Raw genomic sequence first — 23,588 nt, forward strand, 5'->3', positions numbered from 1 at the left:
ACGACCCGGTCCGGATCGTTCGCCGGCGTAAAATGTTCCACGAAATGCGACGCCGTTCCGAAAAACATCTGGCCGCGCACTTCGTATACTTTGACCCCGTCTTCCGCCCCGACGTTTGCCGTCACTTTAAGCTTCGCGATTTTCCAACCGAAATGCAAGGTGCACAGCACGACGCCGACCCCTACGCCGATCGACAGATTGTCGGTCGCTACGACGATGCCGACCACGATCAGCATGACGATCGTATCGGCGAGCGGAATCTTGTTCGCCCGGTACAGCGAACTCCAGTCGAACGTGCCGATCGAGACCATGATCATGACGCCGACGAGCGCCGCCAGAGGAATCCGGCTGACGATATCGCCCAGCAGCACGAGCAGGATCAGCAGGAACGCGCCGGCCGTAAAGGTCGACAGCCGGCCGCGTCCGCCCGACTTGATATTGATAACGGACTGCCCGATCATCGCGCAGCCGGCCATGCCGCCGAAAAATCCGTTGACGATGTTGGCGATACCCTGACCGCGGGCTTCGACGTTTTTGCTGCTCTTCGTCTCGGTCATGTCGTCCACGATCGTGGCCGTCAGCAGCGATTCGAGCAGTCCGACCAGCGCCAGCGAGATCGACACCGGCAGAATGACCCTGAACATGTTCCACGTCAGCTCGATCTGCGGAATATGGAACATCGGCGGCGTATTGCCGAGTTCGCCCATTTCCCCGACCGTTTTGACGTCCAGATTCAACCAGACGGCGATCAGCGACATGACCACGATCGCCACGAGCGGCGCCGGAACGGCTTTGGTGAATCGCGGCAGGATATAGATGATCGCGAGCGTACCCGCCACCACGATATACATTGCCGGTCCCGCCCCGACGAACTGCGGAAGCTGCGCCATGAAGATAATGATCGCAAGCGCGTTAACGAAGCCCGTCATGACGGGCTTCGGGATAAACGTAATAAAGCGCCCGATGCCGAAAGCGCCGAGCAGAACCTGAATGATGCCGGCCAACACGCCCGCCGCCAACAAATACTCCATCCCGTAATCGCGGTACAAGCTGCCCATCAGCACCGCCATCGCGCCCGTCGCCGCCGAGATCATGCCCGCTCGCCCGCCGACGAACGCGATCACGATCGCGATGACGATCGACGCATGCAAACCGACGATGGGATCGACGCCGGCCACGATCGAGAACCCGATCGCTTCCGGGATCAGCGCCAACGCCACCGTGATGCCGGACAGGACATCGCCCCGCACATTGCCGAACCACTGTTGTCTGAACTCCATAATCCTCTCGCTTTCCGTATCTCACTGTTGTAATACCTTGTCAACACTAAAGGTAAGGTTACGCTCCCCTGAATCGCACCTAAAGCGTGTGCGTTTCAGGAAAACGTAAACCTGTGATTAAGCGTTGAAAGGGTAGTAGTCGTGGCGTTTTCCCCTTTCAGAAAAACCCGGGTCCGTTGTCGTCAAGACCCTCATTATACAGAATTCGAACAAGCACGGCTACAGCAGCAAAATCGCAAAACAAAGAGCCAGAAGGCGATTTCCTAACCTTTTCGCCGTCTGACCCGTTTATTTCCGCTTTTTTCATGAATTTGCACCCGCTAGAAACGACCCGACTTGAAAATGGACAGCAGCAGGAGCAGCACCATCAGCACCGCCACGACCAGTCCCATCTCGATGATCGGATAATTCCAGATGACGGTCTCTTTCTGGGCCAGCGAAGCGCCGACCACGAGGCCGGCCATGACGATGCTGAACGCGAGCAGCACGATGCTGAACGCAAGCCGGTTGACGAGCCGGTCGACGCCCCGGGACGCCCGCCTAAGCTCCGGCATCTCCAGTTCGACCTTGACCCGGCCTCCGCTGATGAAGGACGTCAGGTGGCGCAGCCGGTCCGGCAGCCCCGCCAGCGAATCGGCCAGGCCGAGCGCCCCGCTGACCGTTTTGCGCCGCAGCCGGTCGGGCCCGAACTTCTCCCGCGCAAGCTTCCGGCCGAACGGTTCGGCCAACGTCACGATGCTCAGCGACGGATCGAGCTGCTCCACCATGCCTTCCGTCGTGATCAGCGCCTTGCCCAGCATCAGCAGGTCCGGCGGAATGCCGATACCGTGCTGGCGGGCCGTGGAGAAGAAGTCGTTGATGACCTGCCCCAGATTGACGTCGGAAAAAGCGACGTCGTAATAGCGCTCCCTGAGTCGTTCCAGATCGCGCTTGAGCGCGCCCACGTCCGTATCTTCGTGGATCATGCCCATCCGTTCGATCGCCCGCACCATCGCCGGCGTATCCTGCCGCATCAGCGCGATGACAAGCGACGACAAATACTCGCGCATATCCGGGCTGAGCCGGCCGACCATGCCGAAATCGAGAAACGTGATCGATCCGTCCTTCATGATGAGCAGATTGCCGGGATGCGGGTCCGCATGGAAAAAGCCGGCGATAAAAATCTGGTTCAGCACGGCGTTCACGATCCGCGACGCGATGGTCTTCACGTCGTAGCCGCGATGTTCGAGGTACTGCCGGTCCGTCGGCTTGATGCCTTCGATGTAGCTCATCGTCAGCACGCGTTCGGACGTACAGGCCCACAGCACGTCGGGCACATGGATATGGGGGTCCTGGCTGAACTGCGCGGAGATCCGCTCCATGTTGCGCGCTTCCGACGTGTAATCCAGCTCTGCTTCCATCGAGCGCGCAAATTCGTCCACGAGCTGCGTCACCTGGTAGCGGGTTACCCACTCCCAACGTTTCTCGCCAAGTGCGACGAGGTCGTGCAAAATTTCCAGATCCCGCGTGACCAGCCGCTTGACGCCGGGCCGCTGCACTTTGACCGCGACCCGCTGCCCTCCTTCGATCAGGCGGGCGCTGTGCACCTGCCCGATCGAAGCGGCGGCGATCGGCTCTTCCGAAAAATCGGTCATGAAGCTCTCGATCGAACCGCCGAGCTCAAGCTCCACGATCTGCCTGGCTTCTTCCGCCCCGAACGGAGGCACGTCGTCCTGAAGCTTGGACAGTTCCAGCACGACGGACGCCGGCAGCAGGTCCGAGCGGGTGCTCGCCAGCTGCCCCAGCTTGATGAACGTAGGCCCAAGCGCTTCCATGACGAGACGGATACGCTCGCCGAGCGTTTTCGTTTCCGGCGCCTCGCGCCGGATCCAGCGGATGGGCAGCCGCAGAACGCGCGTCAGTCCCATCTCTTCGACCATATAGCCGAAGCCGTGCCGGATCAATGCGACCGCGATTTCCCGGTAGCGGCCGGCATGCCGGATATGGACCGCCATGTTACTCGGCCGTCGTTTCGCCCGGCGCGCCTGTCCGGTAGTTGTTCGTCTCCGCAGCCGGGTCTGCCGTTACCGCAGGCTTGCCGCCTTCGAGCTGGGCGACGCGCTGTTCCAGCACGGCGATCCGCTGCTCAAGACTGACCACGTCGCTGCCCGACGGAACGTCCAGTTCCTGCAGCACGCGGCGAACCTGATCCTGCACCATGTTTTTGATCGTCGAACGTTCTTCTTCCCCGCGCTCGATCAGCTTGTTGACGACCGCTTTCGATTCGGACGGCGCGATCTCGCCTTTTTTCACCAATTCCTCGACCGTTTTCTCCACTTTCTCCTTGCTTGCTACCGTCAGGCCGATTCCGAGAGACAACGCCTTTTTAAACAGATCGCTCATTGAAAGATTCCTCCGTTTATGAAATAGGATACGTTCGCTTGTCCCATGCAACCTTCAGGAACGCGAAAGCTCAAATCGTGCTTTCTTCTTCCCCGTCTTCCGCCCGTTCTTCGCCGGAAGACGCGTAATACTTCGCCAATTCCACCATCATGCTGCCCATCCGCTCTTCTTTGGGCGCGATCACGCGCTCGATGCCTTCTTCGCGGATCGACTGGGCAGTCACCTTGCCGACTGCCACCGCCACGACTTCGTGCTCGAACGAAGCCCGCAGCGCTTCTTCCTTGCCCGCCGCGGCCGCATGCCCGATCAGGAAACGCACCTGCGGGCCGCTCGTGAACGTCACGGCGTCCACCCGGCGCTCCAGAATGTCGCCCAGCAGCTGCTCAAGCTGTTCGTCCGGCGGCGCGATATGCTTGTAAGGCAGTACCGTGCGCACCGAAGCCCCGCGGCTCTCCAGCCAGGAGACGAGATGCGGCGCCGGATCGCCATGCAGCTGCACCATCACTTTCGTTCCGGACAAATCGTGCGCTTCCAGCTCGCGAATCAGTCCTTCCGTGCTGCCGTCGTCGTCGCGGACGAGCGGGGCGATCCCGCGCTTCTTGAGCGCGTTGACCGTCTTGTACCCGCGGGCCGCGACGTTCGAATGGGCCAAAGCTTCCATAAAAGCTTCCGACACTTCCATCTCCTGCGCCGTATTGATCAGCGCTTCCAGCCCCATCCCGGTCGTCAGCAGGGACCACTCGGGCTTCAGGCGGATCCATTCCGAGATCCCGCCGCCCAGTTCCGGTTCGTCCAGAAACACCGTTCCCTGCGCCGGGCGCACGAGCGCTGTTCCGCCCATGTTCTGCACGATTTTGCTCAACTCTTCCGCTTTGCGCGGACCGGTAATCGCGATCCGTTTTCCTTCCAGTCTTTTCGCCAACCGATTTGCCCCTCCCTTGTCTTTGTAGAAGGCTTTCCATACGGCCGTGCCGCTTTCCACCTATTTTCGCTTCCCCGACGCAAAATTGCAACCGCCCGGACCCAAAACGCCCCGAATCTCCAAAAGCGCGTCCTTCCCTTCTCTTTTACCCTTAAAAATACTTATATTCATGTATGGCCAAAATTACTATCATATCTTCCTGCGGCTTTCCGATATATAATCTAACGCACCATCCAAGTCCGCACACGATCCGATTTTTCCCTCTAAATGTAAGAAGCGCAGCCAACGAATACACTTCCGGTTCCATCCATTTTTTGCCTGCGCGAAAGTCGTTGACCTTTATTCGTTCCGTCCTGTATATTGTAAATTACTAGTATTAAAAGCATTATATGAGAAGCCTAGACCCGGAATGGACTCTAGCAGCGTAAGCGAGGTGCAGACATGGAACTAACGAAAACTCTCCGTTCGGAAATTGAAAACGGCATCGCCGAACTCGGCATGAACTTTTCCAGTTTCGGCGAACGGTCCGGCATTAACCGCGGCATCTTCAGCGCCATCCTGAACGGAACCCCGCCGAAGCCGATTTCCCTGAACCAGATGGAAGCGATCACCCGCGCATTCGGCAAACCGGAAGGCTGGATGTTCGACCTGTATATCGAAGAATGCTTCTACGACGGCAAGCCCAACCGGCGACGCGTCGAGCCTTTCCTGATCCGCTGCGCCGAACTCGGACGAACCGACTGCATCCGCGAAGTGCTGTCCCGCCTGCTTGAAGATCTCAAGCACGTCTCGATGATCTTCGACATCGCGGAGACGCTGTTCACGACGGGCCGCAAACAGGAATCGCTCATTTTCTACGAATGCGTGGTGGAGAACGAGAAATACCATCATTCGGAGCGGCTTGCGATCAGCTATTACCGTTTGTTTCACGCCGCTCTAGGCGAGGATAACGAGCAAAATTGGCGGGCCGCCATGCGCTTCGAACCGTTCTCGGGCAAACTGCCGGACCATTACCGCCTCGACGGCCTGCTGAAGCTGGCGAACGTTTATTTGCTGCTTGAGAGATGGACCGAAGTGGAGCTTTATTCGACGGAACTGCATGAGTTCGTGCAGGCCATTTACGAAATCGAGAAGAAAAAAGCGCGGAAGAACAGCTCCCAAAAGCCGATTCCGACCGAACGCCCGCTTATTTTCTATTACGGTCACAGCTTTATTTTGCGGGAAGCGGTGTACGAGCAGGAGGGCAATTACGAGGCGGCCCGGCAGTGCATAGACGCCTACAAAGACCTCAGCGATTTTGAGCTGCCCCTGGACAAAAGCGGGCGGGCCGAAGTCGAAAATTTCAAACTGTACGCCAAAGCGAACGAGATGAATCTGGAAGTGCTGGCCGGCAACATGGACGTACTCGACGCGTATACCGAATTTCTGGACGAGAATCCGGACGAAGTGCTGCCCAGCTTTCTTACCGTGCTGGAATGCGCCAATAAATACGAAGCTTCCATCGACCCTTTCGTCGACCATTTCTCTCCTGCCCTCCAAAGCTATAACATCAACACCCTGAATTATAAGCGAACGAGCAGCTTGAACCGGTACGCCAGCATTTTTTATGAATTGGCCCGCTATCATTTTCGTCAAAAACGGTATGACCGCGCGTTATCTTATGCTTTACAGTGTCTTGAAATGACTGTTAAAATAAGCAACAAGAACATCTTCATGAAGAGTGTTCCTCTTTTTGAAGAACTTCGTTCTTTCGCGAATGCCGAACAAACCAAGACCTACGAAAATCTGATGAGGAGTGTGTATCTCAATGTCTAAGTTTTCTAAATTTTCGCTCGTCGCCGCTTTGCTCGTCGTAGCCGCTGCCAAGCTGCCAGGCTTCTTCACGACACTGACTAACGGAACAGGCATCTTCTAATTTTTTTTCCAAAAAAGCGTATGATGAAGCAGCATTCATCGTACGCTTTTTTGGTTTCTCAAGATTAATCGGTCCTCCTTCCAACTCCCCCCAACCCTCCACTTTTCTTTATTTAGTTACTAAGATATTAAAGATATGTCACAAACGTTTCGCTATCGGGGCTTATAATGAATCGATCGATAGAAGAGTACACGTTTTTCTCGCTTGCAATTCAATTTTCGGCCCGACATTCGTCGGGTCGGCTTTTTCATATTCCTGACCGAGGTGCCTACATGCAGACTTCCAGCCAACTTCGATCGGCCATCAAACAGGATATGCGGGAGTTGGGTTACAACTTCTCCGTTTTGTCGGAAAAATCCGGAATTTCCCGCGGATCGCTCAGCCTTATTCTCGTAGGCGGAGCGTCGCGGCGCAGTCCGATGGCTTTTCATCATTTGACCCAAATCACTTCGGCGCTCGGGCTCAAGGAAGAAGCTTACTTCGACCTTTACGTCGACGAATGCTTCTTCGACGGCCGTCCGAGCCGAAGCCGAATCAAGCCGTTCCTGACAAGATGCATCGAGCTCGGGCAGGCGGCATGCGTTGAACGGATTCTGGCCCGACTGGAAGGCGATTCCCGTTATTTGCCGCTCCTGTTTGAAATTGCGGAGCTTGGTTTCAAAAAAGAGGGAACCAAAATCCTTGTGGAACGTCTATTTGAGTATATGCTGCTGCATCAGGACGACCGTCATTCTGTTGAAAAAGCGGTCTGCCATTACCGCCTCTTCATGCTCCGTCTCAATCAGGACGAAGAGAACAACTCCCGACAGCTCAATGCTTTCTCGCCTTACCGCGATAATCTGCCCGACGAACTCAAGATGCAATCGCTGCTGATCATGGCTTATCTGTGCTACAACCGCATGGACGCCGAAGAACTGGAGAAGCTGGGCGACGAACTGATCTCGCTCTGCCTCCGGCTGTTCGGCACGAAAGAAAAGCCCGGAAGACCGTTCCGCCCGGATTCCCCGCTCGGCCGGACGTTCGTCTTTTATTACGGGCAGGGTTATGTCGTCAAGCAAATCGCGCTGTGCGAAAAAGGCGAATTCGAGGCCGCCCAATCGTATTCCCGCTTTTACGAAGACTTGAGCTGGCTGGCCGGCAGCGACGCCGAAGCGCAGCAGGCCGCACGGGGCATGACGCTGTTCGCGCAGGCCAACCGACTGGGCTGCCGGCTGCTCGGCGGGGAACTCGAAGTGCTGCCGGACTATGTGGACATGCTCGAACTGCATCCCAAAGAAACGGTATCCGGCCTCATCGTTCTGCTCAAGACCGCGAACCGGTTCGGCATCTCGGTCGACGAATGGCTGCCGCGCTTTCCGCTCGACCTGGAGCAGATGCTGGCACTGCAGGACAACGCCTACTACAGACAGGTGTGCCGCAATCGCTTCGCCCGCCTGCTCTACCAGTTCTCGATCTACCACTTCGGCCGGGGCCGGTTCGAAGAGTCGCTTCAAGCGGCGCTGCAAAGCTGGGAGCTCTCGAGTCGATTGAACAATCACCGAATGTTCCGGCTGCTTGCTTCGCTCACGCTCATGTACAGCGGGCAGTCCGAACCGGAGGACCTCTGAGAGGTGCATCATGCAAAAATCGTTTGAACTGCGTTCGGCGATCGAAAAAGAAATGGCGAATCAGGGCCTTAACTTCTCGACGTTGAGCGAAAAATCGGGCATTAACCGGGGCGTATTCAGCGCAATTCTGAACAGCACGCCGCCGAAGCCCGTTTCTTTTCACCAACTGGATACGATCACCCGGGCGCTGGGCATGCCCCCCGGCTGGCTGTTCGACGAATACGTCGGGGAATGCTTCTACGGCGGCAAGCCGAACCGGCGGCGGATCGAGCCTTTTCTGTTGGCCTGCTCCGAATCGGGGCGGACCGATCTCGTGCATGAAGTGCTGAGGCGGCTGCTCGAAGATCTCAAGTACGTGCCGTTCGTGTTCGAAAAAGGCGAAGAACTGTTCATGAACGGTCATTTTGTGCGGTCCGCCCCGTTCTACGAAAGTGTCATCGAACACGAGAAACACCAGCATTCGCTCCGCCTGGCGGTCAGCCAATACCGGTTGTTTCGTGCCCGGCTCAGCGAAGACGGCGAAGAAAAGCTCAAAGCCGCAGTCCGGTTCGAACCTTTTTGCGGCCTGCTTCCGATCCGTCTGAGACTCGACGCGCTGCTGCGCCTCGGCAACCTCTACTACGAACTCGGCAAGTACGCCGAGATGGAAGCCGCGGCCGACGAACTGTTCGAAGCCGCTTCTGGACTGTACGCGGAGCTGCGCTCGGGCACGGCAAAGCCGCAGGAAGACGAACCGCCGGTCCGGCCGGTCAAACCGCTCGTGTTCTATTACGGCAGCGGCCTCCTGCACAAGCAGTTGGCGCTGATCGGGCAGAAGCGCTACGAAGAAGCGCGTACGTACGGCGAGCGCTACGGCAATCTGGACGACTTCGAAGGGATGGACGACGACGGACGTGAGGAAGTCGAGCAGTTCAAAGTGTTCGCGCTCGGCAACATGCTCGACCTGGAGCTGACGCTCGGCAACCTGTCCGTGCTGCCCGCTTATTCCGAGTACATGCAGCGCCATCCGAACGAAACGGTGAGCGGCCTGGTCAACATCGTCGAAGCGGCGAACCGTTACGACGCGGACGTCGACCGCCTGCTCGAAGACCATTACGTGCCGCTGGACCGCTATATGGCGCAGAGGCCCGGCAATTATTATCCGGAACCGATCGTACGCAGCAGCTTTGCCAGCCTGCACTTCCATCTGGCCGTCTACCATAACCGCCGCGGCCGATGCGCCCAAGCCGCGGAGCATGTGCGCCACTGCTGGAAGCTGTCGCAGGAATTGAACAATCCGCAGCATTTCCGGCAGCTCGCTTCGCTGCTGTCGCTGCCGCCGATGTTCGTGCCGCCCGTTCCCGCAGCGGCCGGCGAAGCCGAATAGCCCGGAAGCGCCGCGGCCCAAACGAAAAAGCGCCGCGGAACAGGAATTTCCCTGCTTCGCGGCGCTTTTTCGTGTAGGTGTGCGCGAACGAACTTCGCGCGCGGTAACGCTTTATTCCGCCGAACCGGTCTCGATCCGGATCTCTTTGAGATACGGCTGCGGCTCCGTCACTTCGAGCGACTGCGCGAACACGTCGGCAGCCGGCTCGGCCGCCACCATCATGCTGCCGCTCAGATTCTGCATCTCGTAGCCGAGATCGACCGTCTGCGCATCGGCTTCGTTCCCGCCGCGCTGCACGGTCATCTGCGCGCTGCCTTTGGTCAGCGTCGCGACGATATCGCCTTTGCGCAGCTTGACGACGCTCGTGCCGTCGAAGCCGAATTCGGCGCCCAATGCGGCCGCCAGCTCCTTGATCGGCACGAGAATATGGCCTTCGCGCACCTGGGCCGGCACGCCGAATTCCACTTCCTTGCCGTCGACGTAGACGAACAGGCTGAACGCCCCGCTGTCCATATCGACCGCCAGATGCGACAGCTGGCTCTCCAGCTCTTCGTTGAACTTGTCCACGTTGTCTGCGGTCAACAAATGTTTGCCTTCCGCGATTTCGCGCACGATCCGTTCGTTGATGTCCTGGCTGTGGTGGGACAAATCTTTGTACTGGCCCAGATCGTACGTGATCGACGAATCTTCCTGAAAATCGTACACGCTGACGTTCGAATGCTTGCTGAACTGTTCGAACATATACTTTTTCATCGCGTACTGGTTTTCCGCCCGGACCGGATTCGTCTCTGCCCAGACCTGCTGACGCAAAATGGTGTACGGCGGGTAGTAGAACGTGAATTCCACTTCCGGATGTTCTTCGATCAGGCTCAGCACGTATTTGTTGAACACGGCTTCCACGTTTTCGAGCGAAAATTCGTTTTTACCGTAGCCGGCTTCCTTGATTCGGGCTTTCTCCCACGTATCGAGCACGGCCGCCTGGCTGTACTTGGCCGATTTGTCCCAGTTGCGCAGCAGATCCAGATTCCGGAACGCTTTGGACTCTTCTTCCGGCGTCGTCAGCGCTTTCCAGGCATGCTTGACGTTCGAGATATTAAACAAATATTCGTAATCGTTGAACGGGTTGTTATCGTACATGTACATCGGCATGTTCTCCGACTCCGCCCCGACGTCCTGGCGCATCGCGAAGTAATCGAGGCCCCAGAGGACGCGCTTGACTTTGCCGGTGTCCAGCGCGGTCCGGCCGACGGCGCTTTGTTCCATCGCCGTCGAACCTTCGATCGACAGCTTCATGACTTGGCCGCCCAGCACGCTCTCCACGTATGACGGTACGAAGTTCTGGGTCATCGAACTGCCGAGAATGATCGTATCGTAATCGTAGCTGCGGGCAAGACCCGCGTTCTGGTAACGCTCCTGCGATGAATACAGCGGCGGGTACAACGACGACTTGCGGTACATTTGCAGCGGGTCGACGACATACATGAACGAACCGACCAGCAGCGCGAACACGAGCACGCTGGCGGTAAATTTAATCAAAAACTTGCGATAACCTTTGTTATCCATAACCTTCCCCCATGACGAACCGAATCCTTATCTCAGAAGTTGAAGTAGAGGAATTCGCTGATTTGGTTGAAATACAGAAGCGACACGACGAAAAGGGCAGCCGCGAATACGGCCCGGCCGAGCGTCGGCTTGAAACGTTCCGTCAATTCGATCGAGTTGCGCGCGAACAAAGCGATCAGCAGCGACACCGCGACGAGCGGCAGCCCTGCCGTCAGCAGATCCGGAGGCAGGATTACCCCGCTCATGCCGAACATCCCTTTGAGGATGCGCACGCCGTCGGACCAGTGCTGCGCCCGGAAGAATACCCAGGCGATATTGACGAAGTTGAACGTAATGAACCAGCCGACGTATTTGTTCATCTTGATGCCGGTCAGCTGCCAGAGACGCTGAACGACCTGCGCAGCGCCGTGCATCGCGCCCCAGATGATGAAAGTCCAGCCCGCTCCGTGCCAGAATCCGCCGATCAGGAAGGTCAGGAACAAGTTGATGTAGGTCCGCGTCGTGCCTTTGCGGTTGCCTCCGAGCGGGATGTAAATATAATCTTTCAGGAAACGGCTGAGCGTCATATGCCATCTCGCCCAGAAGTCCTTGATACTCGTGCCTTTGTACGGCGAGTTGAAGTTGACCGGCAGCTTGATGTTGAAGATCAGGCCGAGGCCGATCGCCATATCCGAGTATGCGCTGAAGTCGAAGTACAGCTGGCCGGTATAGGCGAGCGACGTCGTCCAGGCTTCCACGAAGTGCAGCGCCTGCCCGCTGTCGAAGCCCGCCGTCGCGATCGGCGCAAGCAGGTCGGCGATGATGACCTTTTTGAACAAGCCGATGCAGAAAATGAAAATACCGCGCGAAATGTTGTCGGCCCGGATCCGTTTGCCTTCCGGATCGTCGAACTGCGGCATCATTTCCTTGTGGTGCAAAATCGGACCGGCAATCAAATGCGGGAAAAACGTTACGAACAAAATGTAGTTGGCTACGTTGTATTCCTTCACTTTGCCGCGATAAGCGTCGACCAGGTAGGCGAGCTGCGTGAACGTGAAGAAACTGATGCCGAGCGGCAGCACGATGTGCAGCAGCGAAGCGTCCTGTCCGAACAATCCGTTGTAATTGTCAATAAAGAAGTCGGCATACTTGTAGTAGCCGAGCAGCGCCACGTCGCCGACCACGCCGAGAATCAGCAGCCAGCGGCCTTTGTGGTTCACGCCGTTCGCATTGATATGGCTGAGGCCGCGCCCCACTATGTAGTTGAATGCGATCGAGCCCAGAATGAGCGGCAAATACCGCGTATCCTCATAGGCGTAAAAGAACAGCGAGGCCAACGCCATCCAGATCTTGGCCAGATTGTAGAGCTTGAACCGGTTCAAGGCAAAGTAGCCGATAAAGACGACCGGCAAATACGCAAAAATAAACTCGTAAGAATTGAAAAGCACGTCTTCCCTTCCTCTCTTCGCCTGGCGCTCCGCCGGAAGGCGAACGCAAAGCGGCGCGAATGCGAGATTTACCCAGTGGACACATCCAAAAGACCGCGCGAAAACCGGCTAAAAAAGCCGTTTACGCACAACGCCCATTATACCGACTCGACCCATGTCTAAGCAACGAAGTTGGGACAAAATTAAAGTTTATTCCAACTTTTTGTACCTTTTTGCAGCTTTGAAGCCCAAACGCGTTCGCGCATCAAAAAAACCGTACCGCAGAAAAAAGAATTCCGCGGTACGGCCGCACAGTGTGCATAAGACGCTACAGACTGTTCGTCATGTCCAGCAGCCGCTCCCAGCCATGCTTCAGATTCTGCTGCGCCCATTGCGTATGTTCCGGCCCGAACCCCCGGTAATCGCATTCCACCCGCATGACCAGATCGAGATACAGCGGGTACAGCGCCCGGCGAACGATTCGATCGGACGCTTCGCCTTCCAGACCGTAGGCCGTCTCGTAAGCCGGCGAATCCATGAATTTGCCGAAGCCGTATTCCATCAGCGGATCGGCCCACAGCGCGCGTTCGAAGTCGATGATCCCTTCCACCCGTCCGTCCTTGACCAGCACGTTGCCCGGCCAGGAATCCCAGTGGATCAGCGTCGGCGTCGTGAATGCCCGCAGCGACGGACGATGGCGCTCCAACTGCTCGTCCAGTTCCTCGTAGGACATCGGCAGCTCCACGCCCGCGTCCCGCCCGTCCTGCATGACGTCGCGCATCAGCGCAAGAAAAGCGTCGTCCCAGTTCGGAGCGTTCGACGGATGGGGCAGGTAATAGCCGAACTCCGTTCCTTTGATCTCATGAATTTGCCGGAAAAAGCGGCCCAGTTCCGCGTCGATCGCTTCGCGTTCCCCGGACGGCAGCTCGCCGCGCACTTTGTCGTAGGACGTGCCCGTCAACCGCTCCATCAGAAAATATTCGCACGGCACGATCGTTTTTTCCGCATCGTACGCATAAATGTCCGGAACCGGCACCGTACCGGCTTCCTTGAGCCTGCGCATGACCTCGACTTCGGTCCGCATCAGCCCGCGCTCGCAGCGCATCCGGCCTTCCTCGGACTCCGCCGCCGATTTGAGAATGGCCGTCCCGCCGTTCTCCAAGTCCAGCGCGTACGCCGAATTGGCCCATCCTTCGGTCAACTCCTCGATTTTCGTGCAGCCGCATCCGAACGTTTTTTGCGCGATCCGCTCGATCTCTTCCGTGCTTAATCTCCGTTTCGTTACGCTCTCCATATCGGGTTTTCGCTCCTTCAAGGTCTTTTTTGGCAGCAGCAGGTTTCGTTTCCGCCCATGATTAGACGCTCCGCCCGACTGATTCGATCCGTTTTCGATCCGTTTTCGATTTTTTTGATCCGTTTTCGATCATGAGCCCGATGCTGCGCGTTGTATCGCTTGCTGTTCCTTTCGATAAATAAAATCCGTATCCTTTTTCGTTCGCAAAAAAGATTAAATTTCCGTGAGGCGGGTAAAAAAATAGCGGAACGGATTGAGTGTTCATATCCAGATATGCATCTTTCTGTAAGCTTCGTCGGAAAGTCGAACGTTTTCAGGCCTTTAGCAGCCAGAGACCAACTTGACCATCAAGAGGAGGAGTTACGATGTTTATCCACATGAAAGAACTTCAATACCACGCCAGACCGGAAAAACCGGACCCGATTTTCGCCAAAAAGCTGCAGGAAGTGCTCGGCGGCCAATACGGCGAAATGTCCGTCATGATGCAGTATTTGTTCCAGGGCTGGAACTGTCGCGCCGATCAGAAATACCGCGACATGCTGCTGGATATCGGCACGGAAGAGATCGGCCATGTCGAAATGCTGACCACGATGATCGCCCAACTGCTGGACGGCGCGCCGGTCGACCAACTCGAAGAAGCGGCCAAAGACCCGCTGATCGAAGCGGCGCTAGGCGGCATGAATCCGCAGCACCTGATCGTGTCCGGCCTCGGCGCGACGCCGACCGACAGCGTAGGCTACCCGTGGAACTCGCGCTACATCGTAGCCAGCGGCAACCTGCTCGCCGATTTCCGTGCGAACCTCAACGCCGAGTCCCAGGGCCGCCTGCAGGTTGCCCGCCTGTACGAGATGACGACCGACCCCGGCATCCGCAAGATGATGGGCTTCATGCTGGCGCGCGATACGATGCACCAGAACCAGTGGATGGCCGCTATCGCCGAGATCGAATCGATGGAAGGCACCATCGTGCCGGCTTCGTTCCCTCGCGAGCTGGAGCTGCAGGAAGTCTCGCACCAGTTCATGAACTTCTCCGAGGGCGAAGAAAGCGCCGAAGGCCGCTGGGCCAAAGGCCCGTCCATGGACAACCAGGGCAAATTCGAGTACGTCGCGAAACCTCAGGCCATGGGCGAAAAGCCGGTCCTCACCCCGGCGCCGGACTTCACGTTCTCCCGCCCCGGCGCCCTGCCGAAGCTGACGAACGAAAGCAGCAAAGCCGGCAAAGGGCTGCTGTAAGCGGGGGATGGGTTAGAGGATTAGGAAGGTTGAAAAAAGGACGTCTCCTGTAGGGGGACGTCCTTTTTTGTGTGGGCTTGCGGCGGCGCAGGTGCAGGCGCGGCGCAGGCGCGAAAGCGCGGCCGGGCGCGAGGCGCGGCGCTGGCGCTGGGGCGGCGCGGGCGCTGCATAGACGCGAAAGCGCGGCCGATTCGACGCCGGCAGACGCGGCAAGCCCGCTTCCGAAGAAATAACTGCGTAGATACAGTTAATTCGCTTGCGTTGCCGGTCAAAACTCAAATAACTGCGCAGATACAGTTATTTGAAGCCATATGGCTCAAAAGGAGCCATTCGCCGCCGAATAGATGCATTGGTGCAGCTATTTGCGGATGGTGTTGCGAAAAGCACGAAATAACTGTATTTTCGCAGTTATTTCGTGTCTTTCGCCGCCAGACTGAGCAGATTGTGTGCCGGCGGATTGGATAACAAACCGAAACGAAGCTCAAATCGAGCTGAATACAAACCCGTTTTGAATATAAATTTTTTAAACATAAGTTTGTTTTGAACATACGCTTGCTTAATATAGACCTGCTTGTCGTTTAACGTCCTGCATCGGTGCGGATTCGTTCGCCGCATCCACGCCGCCGCTCCCAGCACGAAATCTCCTTCTCCGACTCTCTTTTCACCGCCTTTTATTTTCTTTTCTCCTCTTTAAATTCACTTTTGTTTCACCGTCACTTTTACCTCCACCTCTCCCTCTCCCTCTCCCTCTCCCTCTCCCTCTCCCTCTCCCTCTACCTCTGCTCTTACCTTTTACTGTTCCTTTCTCGCTGTCGGCCAATGCGCCTGACCGCTGCCCGCCCGGATTCGGCTTGGGCTTTTCACTCCCCGTCCGCCAGCGCCAGCCACGCTTCCGTCAGCGCGTCGATCCGGGCTTGCGTCGCGTCTTGCTCCGCGAGCCATTCGCTCAGGCGGTGCGCCTCCAGCGCATGGGCCGGGTCGGCCAGCGCTGCGCCGAGTTCGGCTGCGCGCACTTCCAGTTCGGCAATGTCCCGCTCCAGCTTCGCGGGATCGAGGCGCGGTGCTTCGCTCTGCCCTCCATTCCGGCTTCCCGACCCTTCACCCGGCTTCGCGCCTCCCGCTCCCGCCCCCTGCGCTCCCGAGCGCTCCTCGGCTGTGCGCTGCGCTTTCTGCCGCTCGGCGCGGTAATCGTCGTAGCCGCCGAGCGTCGACACAAGCTCGCCGCTTTCCAGCGACCAGACGCGCTGCGCGATGCGGTTAATGAAGAACCGGTCGTGCGAGACGGCCAGAATCGTGCCGTCGTATTCTTCCAGCGCTTCTTCCAGCGCTTCGCGCGAAGCGATGTCGAGATGGTTGGTCGGCTCGTCGAGCAGCAGCAGGTTCGGCTTCTGCCGCATGAGCACGGCCAGGCGCAGCCGGCTCCATTCGCCGCCGGATAGTCCGGCGACGGGCTTGAACACGTCTTTGCCGTAGAACAGGAACTTCGCCAGGCTGCCGCGCGCTTCGCCTTCTTCCATGGCGGCCTGCTCTTTGTAATAATCAAGCACGCTCGTGCGGTCGGCCGGCGGCGATTCTTCCTGTGCCAGATAGCCGAGGCGCACGCGCGAGCCGAGGCGCAGTTCGCCGGCATCCGGGCTTTCCTGGCCCAGCACCATGCGCATCAGCGTCGTTTTGCCCGCTCCGTTGCCGCCGACCAGCACGGCGCGTTCGCCGTAGCGCAGCAGCGCTTCCGCTTCGCGCAGCAGGACGCGGCTGCCGAAAGATTTGCGCACCGCGTCCAGCGTCAGCACGTCTTCGCCCGTGCGTCCGTCGGTCGCAAGCGCCAGCCCGATCGCGGTGCGCTCCAGCACCGGGCGCTTGACCTTTTCCATTCGGTCGAGCGCTTTTTGCATGGAAGCGGCTTTGCGGAAAAACTTCGGGTTGTCGCCCTTTTTGCCCCACTCGATCAGCCGCTTGATCGCTTCTTTCATCTGCTTGATCACTTTTTGCTGCTCTTTGTAATCTTCGAACTGACGCAGCAGCCGGGCTTCTTTTTCCTCCCGGTATTGCACGTACCCGCACGGATACGAAGTCGCTTCGCCGTCTTCGAGTTCGATGACCTTTTCCACCGTCTGCGTCAGAAAATAACGGTCGTGGGAGACGACGACGATCGTCGATGACGAATCGCGGATGAAGCTCTCCAGCCACGCCGCCGCTTCCATGTCGAGATGGTTGGTCGGCTCGTCGAGCAGCAGCAGATCGGCTTCTTCCAGCAGCAGCGCAGCCAGCGCGACTTTGGTCTTCTCGCCGCCGGACAGTTCCGCGAACGGACGCTCCCGCTGCCCGGCGGAAATGCCCAGACCGGAAGCGACCGTGTCCACTTTGGCCGGAATTTCGTAGCCGCCTCCGCGTTCGAACGCTTCCTGCGTCTCGCCATATTCGCGCAGCATCCGGTCGAGCGCCGCGCCTTCCGCCCCGCTCATCGACGCTTCCAGCTCGCGCAGCTTCGCCTGCAGCGCAAGCGAGGTCCCGAACACGCCCAGCAGCACGTCTCCGACGCTTTGCTCCCCGTAATCCGGAATCTGGTCCAGCACGCCGACGCGCGCGCCGCGGCGCAGCGACACGTTTCCTTCGTCGGGCGGTTCCGCGCCGGACAATAGGCGAAACAGCGTCGATTTGCCGGCTCCGTTGCCGCCCAGCAGCCCGACTTTTTCCCCTTCATAGATATCGAACGAGACTCCGCTCAGCACTTCCTCGGCTCCGTAAAACTTTTTGACTTGATAGCAGTTGATCATTAACATGTCGTTCATCCTTTCGCGTGTTCCGTAATGGGTGCGCTCCGACCGCCCTCGCTTCCGGGACCGGACGGAGACTTTCCCCCGCGTATTCGAATTTTGGGTATGCAAAAAGGCCGCAGGGGAAATGTCCCCCTGCGGCCTCGAAAGTCGTATTCGGATGAAGGTTGAAGCGCTAGTACGCGCGGCCCGGCAAGCCGGAACCGTACGCCCGGACAGTGCGTTCCGGGGCGGTCAAGGCTGCGGTTGGTCGATCGGCCGCGCGAAGAGCGCTGACCTTGTCCGCAGACGCGAGACAGGAGCGGCATTTCGCTGGTCATGTGCAGTTCCGGACAGACGGGTGCCTTGACCGAATTTCAGCGTTGTCGGCTCAAATTTGGACAGACTGATCCCGTTGCGGTTTTGAACATGAACAATGCCGCCCAGCGCCAAAGGCAGCCGATCGAGCACTACAAATAAAGAGTTCAGCGAATTAAAATTACGCATCCTGTCTCACCTCCTTGTCGTCGTATGCGTTTATCTTAACCGGACGATTCGGCAGAAGGCAAGCTTTTTTTACGCTGAGGGCGCCTTGCTTTTACGGCTCCGCTCGCCCGATTTATCCGATTTTCGACAGCTCCGAACAAGTTTACTTGCTTGGACTGCTCGCTCTTTCGTTTCTTAATGCCCCGAGGTGGTAAATAAGGGAGGTAGAGTTCAGACAATCCCGACCGACACCGAGGAGGACCATAAACATGAGCGAAAAATTCAACGTTCCATCCGAACTTCCGAGATACCCGAGGTCCATGTGGAGAACGGTCACGACGCTGCCGACTTTCCCCGAGATGCGCGAAGACCTCAAAGTCGACGCCGCCGTAATCGGCGCGGGCATCGCCGGCGTGACGACCGCCTATTTGCTGTCGCTCGAAGGCTACAAAGTCGCGTTGGTCGATGCCGGTCAGATTCTGGACGGCACGACCGGCTACACGACCGCCAAAATTTCCGCGCAGCACGGCTTGATCTATAGCGAATTCCTGACCAATTTCCGTCCCGAAATCGCCAGATCCTACTATGAAGCGAATATGGAAGGCCTGAATTTCATCCGCGACATGGTCCAGAAGCATAACATCGACTGCGATTTCCAAGAAGAGACCGCTTATCTGTATACGACGCAGGACGACAAACTGGACGATCTGCGCAAAGAGTTCGAAGCGTACCAGGAACTCGGCATTCCCGGCGAGTGGCACGATTCGCTGCCGATTCCGGTCCAGGCCAAAGGCGTCATCTCCATGCCGGGACAGGCGCAGTTCAACCCGCTCAAATACCTCAAGTTCCTCGTGGAGAAGATCATCGAGAACGGCGGGCTGATCTATGAAAATACGACGATCGAAGGCGCGGTATACGGCAAGCCGATCGAAGCGTACACGATCGACGGCGAATTCCGCATCTACTGCAACGAGATGATCGTCACGACCCACTATCCGTTCTGGAACGTGCCTGCGGGCTACTTTACCCGACTGTCCGTCGAGCGTTCGTACGCGCTTGCGGTCAAGCCGGAAACGTCGTTCCAGGGCGGCATGTACCTGAGCATCGACGACTCGAAGCGCTCGATCCGCTCGGCGACGTTCGAAGGCGAAGAAGTGCTGATCGTCGGCGGCGAGAACCATCCGACCGGCAAGGACGAGAACACGTTCGACCACTATCTGGCGCTGGAGAAATTCGCGGGCGAAACGTTCGGTTCGCGCGAGATTCCGTTCCGCTGGTCGGCGCAGGATATCACCACGCTGGACAAGATCCCGTATATCGGGCCTCTGTCCTCGGACTATCCGTTCACGTTCATCGCGACCGGTTTCAACAAATGGGGCATGACGAACGGCACGTTCGCCGGCCTGCTTATTCGCGACAACGTCATTCGCCGCTCCAACCCGCATATGAACACGTTCAACCCGGGCCGCTTCAATGACAAGAGCCTCGGACAGACGCTCGTAACCGGCATGAAAATGGCCAAGGAAATGATTACGGGCAAATTCGGCGGCGCGGACGAGAAGATCAGCAACCTGGAACCCGATCAGGGCGCGCTCGTTCGCCACAACGGCAAAAAAGTCGGCGCGTACCGCGATCCAAAAGGCGAGCTGTTCCTCGTCGACACGACCTGCACGCATATGGGCTGCGAGACGGCCTGGAACGAAGCGGAACGTTCGTGGGACTGCCCGTGCCACGGTTCGCGCTTCGCGTATAACGGCGACGTGATCGAAGGCCCTGCGACCGATCCGCTGGAACGCATCGAAGAATAAAAGGCCGCTTGTCGAACTTCGCGGCATGGCCCCGGTTTCCCCAGCGGAAACCGGGGTTTTTGCGGATCGGGCGCCGCAGGCTTCAATGCGATAAAAACCGCGCATCCCCGCCGCGCATCCTGTACAATGACAGTAAAATCGTTCCAATGACGAAATTTATGCAAACCGAGGTGGAGCATGAGTTCTCGCAAAAATTTCCGCAGGCCCCGGCAGATTCCGTATGTTTTCCTGAGCTTTCTCGGACTGGTCGTTCTGGCGTTGGCCGCCGTCCTGATCTGGCGTTCGGCCGGCTTCGGCGACGAAACGGCCGGCGGACCCGACTCCAAGCCGGCCGGTTCCGATCCGTCCGCTACCGCGCCGCTTCCAGCACCGGTTATTCCCGTGTTCGAACAAAACGGGATCAAGCGCACCGCTTCCGTCGTCGACGGGCAGCTCGCGACGTACGACGGCAAGCAGTGGCAGACTTCGTTCTGGCCCGGCATCAACTTCGGCGCCACGACGCCGGGACATTTCCCCGGCCAGGTGTCGCCGACCAAAGACGACTATTTGCGCTGGTTCCCGCAGATGCAGGCCATGAACATCAAAGCCGTCCGCATCTACACGATTCTGCCGCCGGACTTCTATGAAGCGCTGGCGGAATTCAACGCCGGCCAGGACAAGCCGCTCATGCTGATGCAGGGCATCTGGTCGCCGGAGGAAGACCTGATCGGCGCCGACTCGAACGGCCGCGACGCGTTCTCCAAGACGATCACAAGCAGCTTCGAACAAGAGATTCGCGACGCGGCGGCCGTCGTGCACGGCCAGGCCGATATCCCGGCCCGAACCGGGCACGCGTCCGGTACGTACAAGGCCGACGTCTCGCCGTACCTGCTCGGCTGGATCGTCGGCACGGAATGGTATCCGTATGCCGTGCAGGCGACCAACGAAGCGCATGTCGGCATGAAGCCTTACGCCGGCAAGTATTTCCGCGCCAAGGCCGAGGCTTCCCCGTTCGAGAGCTGGCTGGCGCAGATGCTCGACGTGCTGGCGGAAGAAGAGATGAAATACGGCTGGCAACACCCGGTTTCTTTTACCAACTGGGTCACGACCGATCCGCTCGATCATCCGAACGAGCCGCTGCCGCAGGAAGACCTCGTGCCCGTCGATCCGATGCATATCGAACCGACGCAGGACTGGTCCGCCGGTTATTTCGCGTCGTACCACGTGTATCCGTACTATCCGGATTCGCTGCGCCGCGACCAGAAATATCTGGATTACGTGAACGCCGCCGGGGAAAAAGATCCGTATGCCGGCTATCTGAACGAACTGCGCGCGCATCACAAAGGCATCCCGCTGATCATCGCCGAATTCGGCATGCCGAGTTCCCGCGGTATTGCCCACTACGGCCTGCTCGGCCGAAGTCAGGGCATGCACCAGGAACAGCAGCAGGGCGAACTGAACGCGGGCATGCTCAAGCAGATCTATAACGAAGATTACGACGGGGCGCTGCTGTTCGAGTGGCAGGACGAATGGTTCAAGTTCACCTGGAACACGATCGAACTGGAAGCGCCCGGCGACCGCCGGGCCATGTGGCGCAACCGCCTGACCAACGAAGAACATTTCGGCGTGGTCGCGATCGAACCGGAAGAAACGGCCGAAGACGCGATGAAGATCGACGGCAGGACCGACGACTGGGAAAAGCGCGGGCTGGTCGCCGAAGACGTCGGGAACGGCGTGAAAATGGCGATGACCCACGACGCTTCGGATCTGTACGTGCTGCTGCAAAAAGACGGCGGGGACTGGAATTTCGACGCGGACGAACTGACGCTCGGCTTCGATACGACGCCGGGCGGCAGCAAGAACGCGAAGCTTGCGCCGGGCATACGCTTCGACGGCGGACAGGAATTCCTCGCCCGCTTCGAGGCCGGGCAGGGCGGACGGCTGTACGTGAACAGCGGCTACGACCAGTTCAGCTGGCTGTACGGCTACAAGCTGAAGTCGGTGCCGTACAAAGCCGCCTACGCGAACGACGAAGCCGGAATCTTCCTGCCGTGGAAGCTTGCCCTGAACCGGGAACTGTACCTGCCCCAGAGCAAGGTCGATACGCCGTTCGAAGCGTACGACGTGGGCAAGCTGCACTGGGGCACGAACGACCCGGAATCCGACAAGTTCAACAACTTGTCGGATTGGTATCTCGAAGGCGATACGCTGGAGCTGCGCATCCCGTGGATGCTGCTCGGCTTCACCGATCCGAGCCGCCTGCAGGTATGGAAATATCCGTATGGCACGGACAGCGTCACGCCGATCGACACGAACGGCATCTCGGTCTCGGCCGTGCTGTCGCAGGCGGGCTCCGCTTCGAAAGCAGCCCCGAAATCCCGCATGTACACATGGGATGCGTGGGATCTGCCGGCCTACCACGAACGGCCGAAGCAAAGCTTCGATATTCTTAAAGACGCTTTCTCCGAATACGACGGGAAGGTCGAAGGATCGACCCGCAACTAGAATCGGCCGCCGGTCCGCAGAACCGTCAGCCGCAGCGAAAAGACGACTCCGATGCTTGCCGGAGTCGTCTTTTTGGCTTGCGGTTTTTGCCGTACGGCCTCCTCCCGTGCGGTCTCCCGTGCGGCTCCTCCGTGGCTTCCGGCGCCTGCATGGTTCGCTCTGCCGCTCTGCCCGGCCGCCGGCGGAACCGGCCGCAAGCGCCTCCGCTTATAGCGGCTGCTCCGGCTCGCCGAGCGGCGGCAGCTTGAGGTAAGCGGCAAAATGTTCCCGCAAATAAGCCGCGTTGACGTCTTCGTGCAGATGGCGCCGCACGAGTTCGTCGATCCGCGCGGCATCGCGGTTGACCACGCTGTCGAAGATCAGGCGATGCTCGCCGAGCAGCGTCTCCATCTTCGATCGTTCGAGCAGATGCAGCCGCCGGTACCGCGCGTAATGGACGTTGGCCTGCCGGATCAGGTCCCACAGAAATTCCCGGCCTTCCAGCGCGAACAGCGCCTGGTGAAAAGCGTCGTCCCAATGCAGGAAATCTTCGCGGTCCTGCCCGCTGCGGACGATCTGGGCCTGCCGCTCCAGGATGCCGCCGAGCTCCAGCACGCCTGCCGGCGGCAGCGGCCGGGTGCGGGAAGCGAGATTGCGCAGAATGTCCCGTTCGAGCGTGACGCGCAGATAGATGATTTGTTCGACCGATTCCAGGTCGATGTACGACACGAGATTGCCCCGCTTCGGGTAGACGTCGAGATACCCTTCGCGTTCGAGCTGCTTCAGCACGTCCCTCAGCGGCGTACGGGAGATGCGGAAGCGTTCCGACAAAGCGGTCTCGCCGAGCCGGCTGCCCGGCTTGAGCGCAAGCGTCAGTATATCGTGCTTCAGCTGCCGCAAAATCTCCGCTTTAACGGTCATGGCCATGCGCCCCCTTTGCTTGTTGTCGGTAGTATACAACGTTTCCGGCAGAAGCGGAATGCACCGATTGACATTTTTAGGGAATCACCCTATGATGGGGGTGTTCTTGTATACAAGATTTTTCCGGATCAAATCGGCTTCTGACAGGGAGGAATATTTCATGAAGACGGCAGGCAGATGCACCGGGGTC

Annotated in this window: 15 protein-coding genes and 1 pseudogene; 6 read left to right on the plus strand and 10 right to left on the minus strand. The window is 58.3% G+C overall.

The features are described from left to right. Positions 1-2: 2 nt before the first annotated feature. The 4 genes and pseudogenes from FTE24_RS23210 to FTE24_RS05665 form a co-directional block, all read right to left on the minus strand. Positions 3-1,280, minus strand: a pseudogene (locus FTE24_RS23210) (SulP family inorganic anion transporter); the annotation flags it as partial. Positions 1,281-1,600: 320 nt separating this feature from the next. After that, complete coding sequence (locus FTE24_RS05655; RefSeq protein ID WP_150235042.1) at positions 1,601-3,274, minus strand: ABC1 kinase family protein; 1,674 nt, start codon at positions 3,272-3,274, stop codon at positions 1,601-1,603. Position 3,275: 1 nt separating this feature from the next. Then, complete coding sequence (locus tag FTE24_RS05660; protein WP_141447481.1) at positions 3,276-3,662, minus strand: phasin family protein; 387 nt, start codon at positions 3,660-3,662, stop codon at positions 3,276-3,278. Between the two features lie 70 nt (positions 3,663-3,732). Beyond that, the gene (locus FTE24_RS05665) at positions 3,733-4,584 is read right to left on the minus strand and encodes a uroporphyrinogen-III synthase (RefSeq protein WP_150235040.1); all 852 of its coding nucleotides are present in this window, start codon (positions 4,582-4,584) and stop codon (positions 3,733-3,735) included. 441 nt (positions 4,585-5,025) lie between these two features. On the opposite strand from FTE24_RS05665, the gene FTE24_RS05670 reads away from it, so the two are divergent. The 3 genes from FTE24_RS05670 to FTE24_RS05680 all read left to right on the plus strand — a co-directional run bounded on the left by FTE24_RS05670 (position 5,026) and on the right by FTE24_RS05680 (position 9,472). Further along, positions 5,026-6,399 carry a tetratricopeptide repeat protein gene (locus tag FTE24_RS05670; RefSeq protein ID WP_150235038.1) on the plus strand — a complete coding sequence of 458 codons (1,374 nt, stop codon included), beginning with the start codon at positions 5,026-5,028 and terminating at the stop codon, positions 6,397-6,399. A 372-nt stretch (positions 6,400-6,771) separates the two neighbouring features. Continuing rightward, positions 6,772-8,106: a hypothetical protein gene (locus FTE24_RS05675; RefSeq protein WP_150235037.1), complete on the plus strand. Its 1,335-nt coding sequence runs from the start codon at positions 6,772-6,774 to the stop codon at positions 8,104-8,106. A gap of 10 nt (positions 8,107-8,116) precedes the next feature. Then, positions 8,117-9,472, plus strand: coding sequence for a helix-turn-helix domain-containing protein (locus FTE24_RS05680; RefSeq protein WP_150235034.1), 1,356 nt, complete (start codon positions 8,117-8,119; stop codon positions 9,470-9,472). A 111-nt stretch (positions 9,473-9,583) separates the two neighbouring features. Here the strand turns inward: FTE24_RS05680 and FTE24_RS05685 are convergent, their stop codons facing one another. The 3 genes from FTE24_RS05685 to FTE24_RS05695 form a co-directional block, all read right to left on the minus strand. Next, positions 9,584-11,035, minus strand: coding sequence for a stalk domain-containing protein (locus FTE24_RS05685; RefSeq protein WP_150235032.1), 1,452 nt, complete (start codon positions 11,033-11,035; stop codon positions 9,584-9,586). Between the two features lie 32 nt (positions 11,036-11,067). Beyond that, positions 11,068-12,462, minus strand: a complete 1,395-nt coding sequence (locus FTE24_RS05690) for an MBOAT family O-acyltransferase (RefSeq protein WP_141447487.1) — start codon at positions 12,460-12,462, stop codon at positions 11,068-11,070. Between the two features lie 307 nt (positions 12,463-12,769). Continuing rightward, a complete protein-coding gene (locus tag FTE24_RS05695) occupies positions 12,770-13,735 on the minus strand; it encodes an aminoglycoside phosphotransferase family protein (protein WP_150235030.1) in 966 nt (321 codons plus the stop codon). Between the two features lie 365 nt (positions 13,736-14,100). Here FTE24_RS05695 and FTE24_RS05700 point away from each other — a divergent pair, with 365 nt between their 5' ends. Further along, positions 14,101-14,967, plus strand: a complete 867-nt coding sequence (locus FTE24_RS05700) for a manganese catalase family protein (RefSeq protein ID WP_141447489.1) — start codon at positions 14,101-14,103, stop codon at positions 14,965-14,967. Between the two features lie 860 nt (positions 14,968-15,827). Here FTE24_RS05700 and abc-f read toward each other — a convergent pair. After that, on the minus strand, positions 15,828-17,747 hold the full coding sequence (abc-f, locus tag FTE24_RS05705; protein WP_150235028.1) for a ribosomal protection-like ABC-F family protein: 1,920 nt from the start codon (positions 17,745-17,747) through the stop codon (positions 15,828-15,830). A gap of 228 nt (positions 17,748-17,975) precedes the next feature. Continuing rightward, entirely contained in the window at positions 17,976-18,227 is a 252-nt protein-coding gene (locus tag FTE24_RS05710; protein ID WP_150235026.1) for a hypothetical protein, read from the minus strand. A gap of 248 nt (positions 18,228-18,475) precedes the next feature. Here FTE24_RS05710 and FTE24_RS05715 point away from each other — a divergent pair, with 248 nt between their 5' ends. Together FTE24_RS05715 and FTE24_RS05720 are read left to right on the plus strand one after the other, a co-directional pair. Continuing rightward, complete coding sequence (locus FTE24_RS05715) at positions 18,476-20,014, plus strand: FAD-dependent oxidoreductase (RefSeq protein WP_141447492.1); 1,539 nt, start codon at positions 18,476-18,478, stop codon at positions 20,012-20,014. A gap of 177 nt (positions 20,015-20,191) precedes the next feature. Next, positions 20,192-22,498 (plus strand): hypothetical protein, encoded by a 2,307-nt coding sequence (locus tag FTE24_RS05720; protein WP_150235025.1) that lies wholly within the window; start codon positions 20,192-20,194, stop codon positions 22,496-22,498. Between the two features lie 207 nt (positions 22,499-22,705). On the opposite strand, the gene FTE24_RS05725 is transcribed toward FTE24_RS05720, so the two are convergent. Next, positions 22,706-23,398, minus strand: a complete 693-nt coding sequence (locus tag FTE24_RS05725) for a GntR family transcriptional regulator (protein WP_150235023.1) — start codon at positions 23,396-23,398, stop codon at positions 22,706-22,708. Positions 23,399-23,588 lie beyond the last annotated feature (190 nt).

This window comes from Saccharibacillus sp. WB 17 (genome assembly GCF_008634075.2).
Taxonomy (GTDB): domain Bacteria; phylum Bacillota; class Bacilli; order Paenibacillales; family Paenibacillaceae; genus Saccharibacillus; species Saccharibacillus brassicae.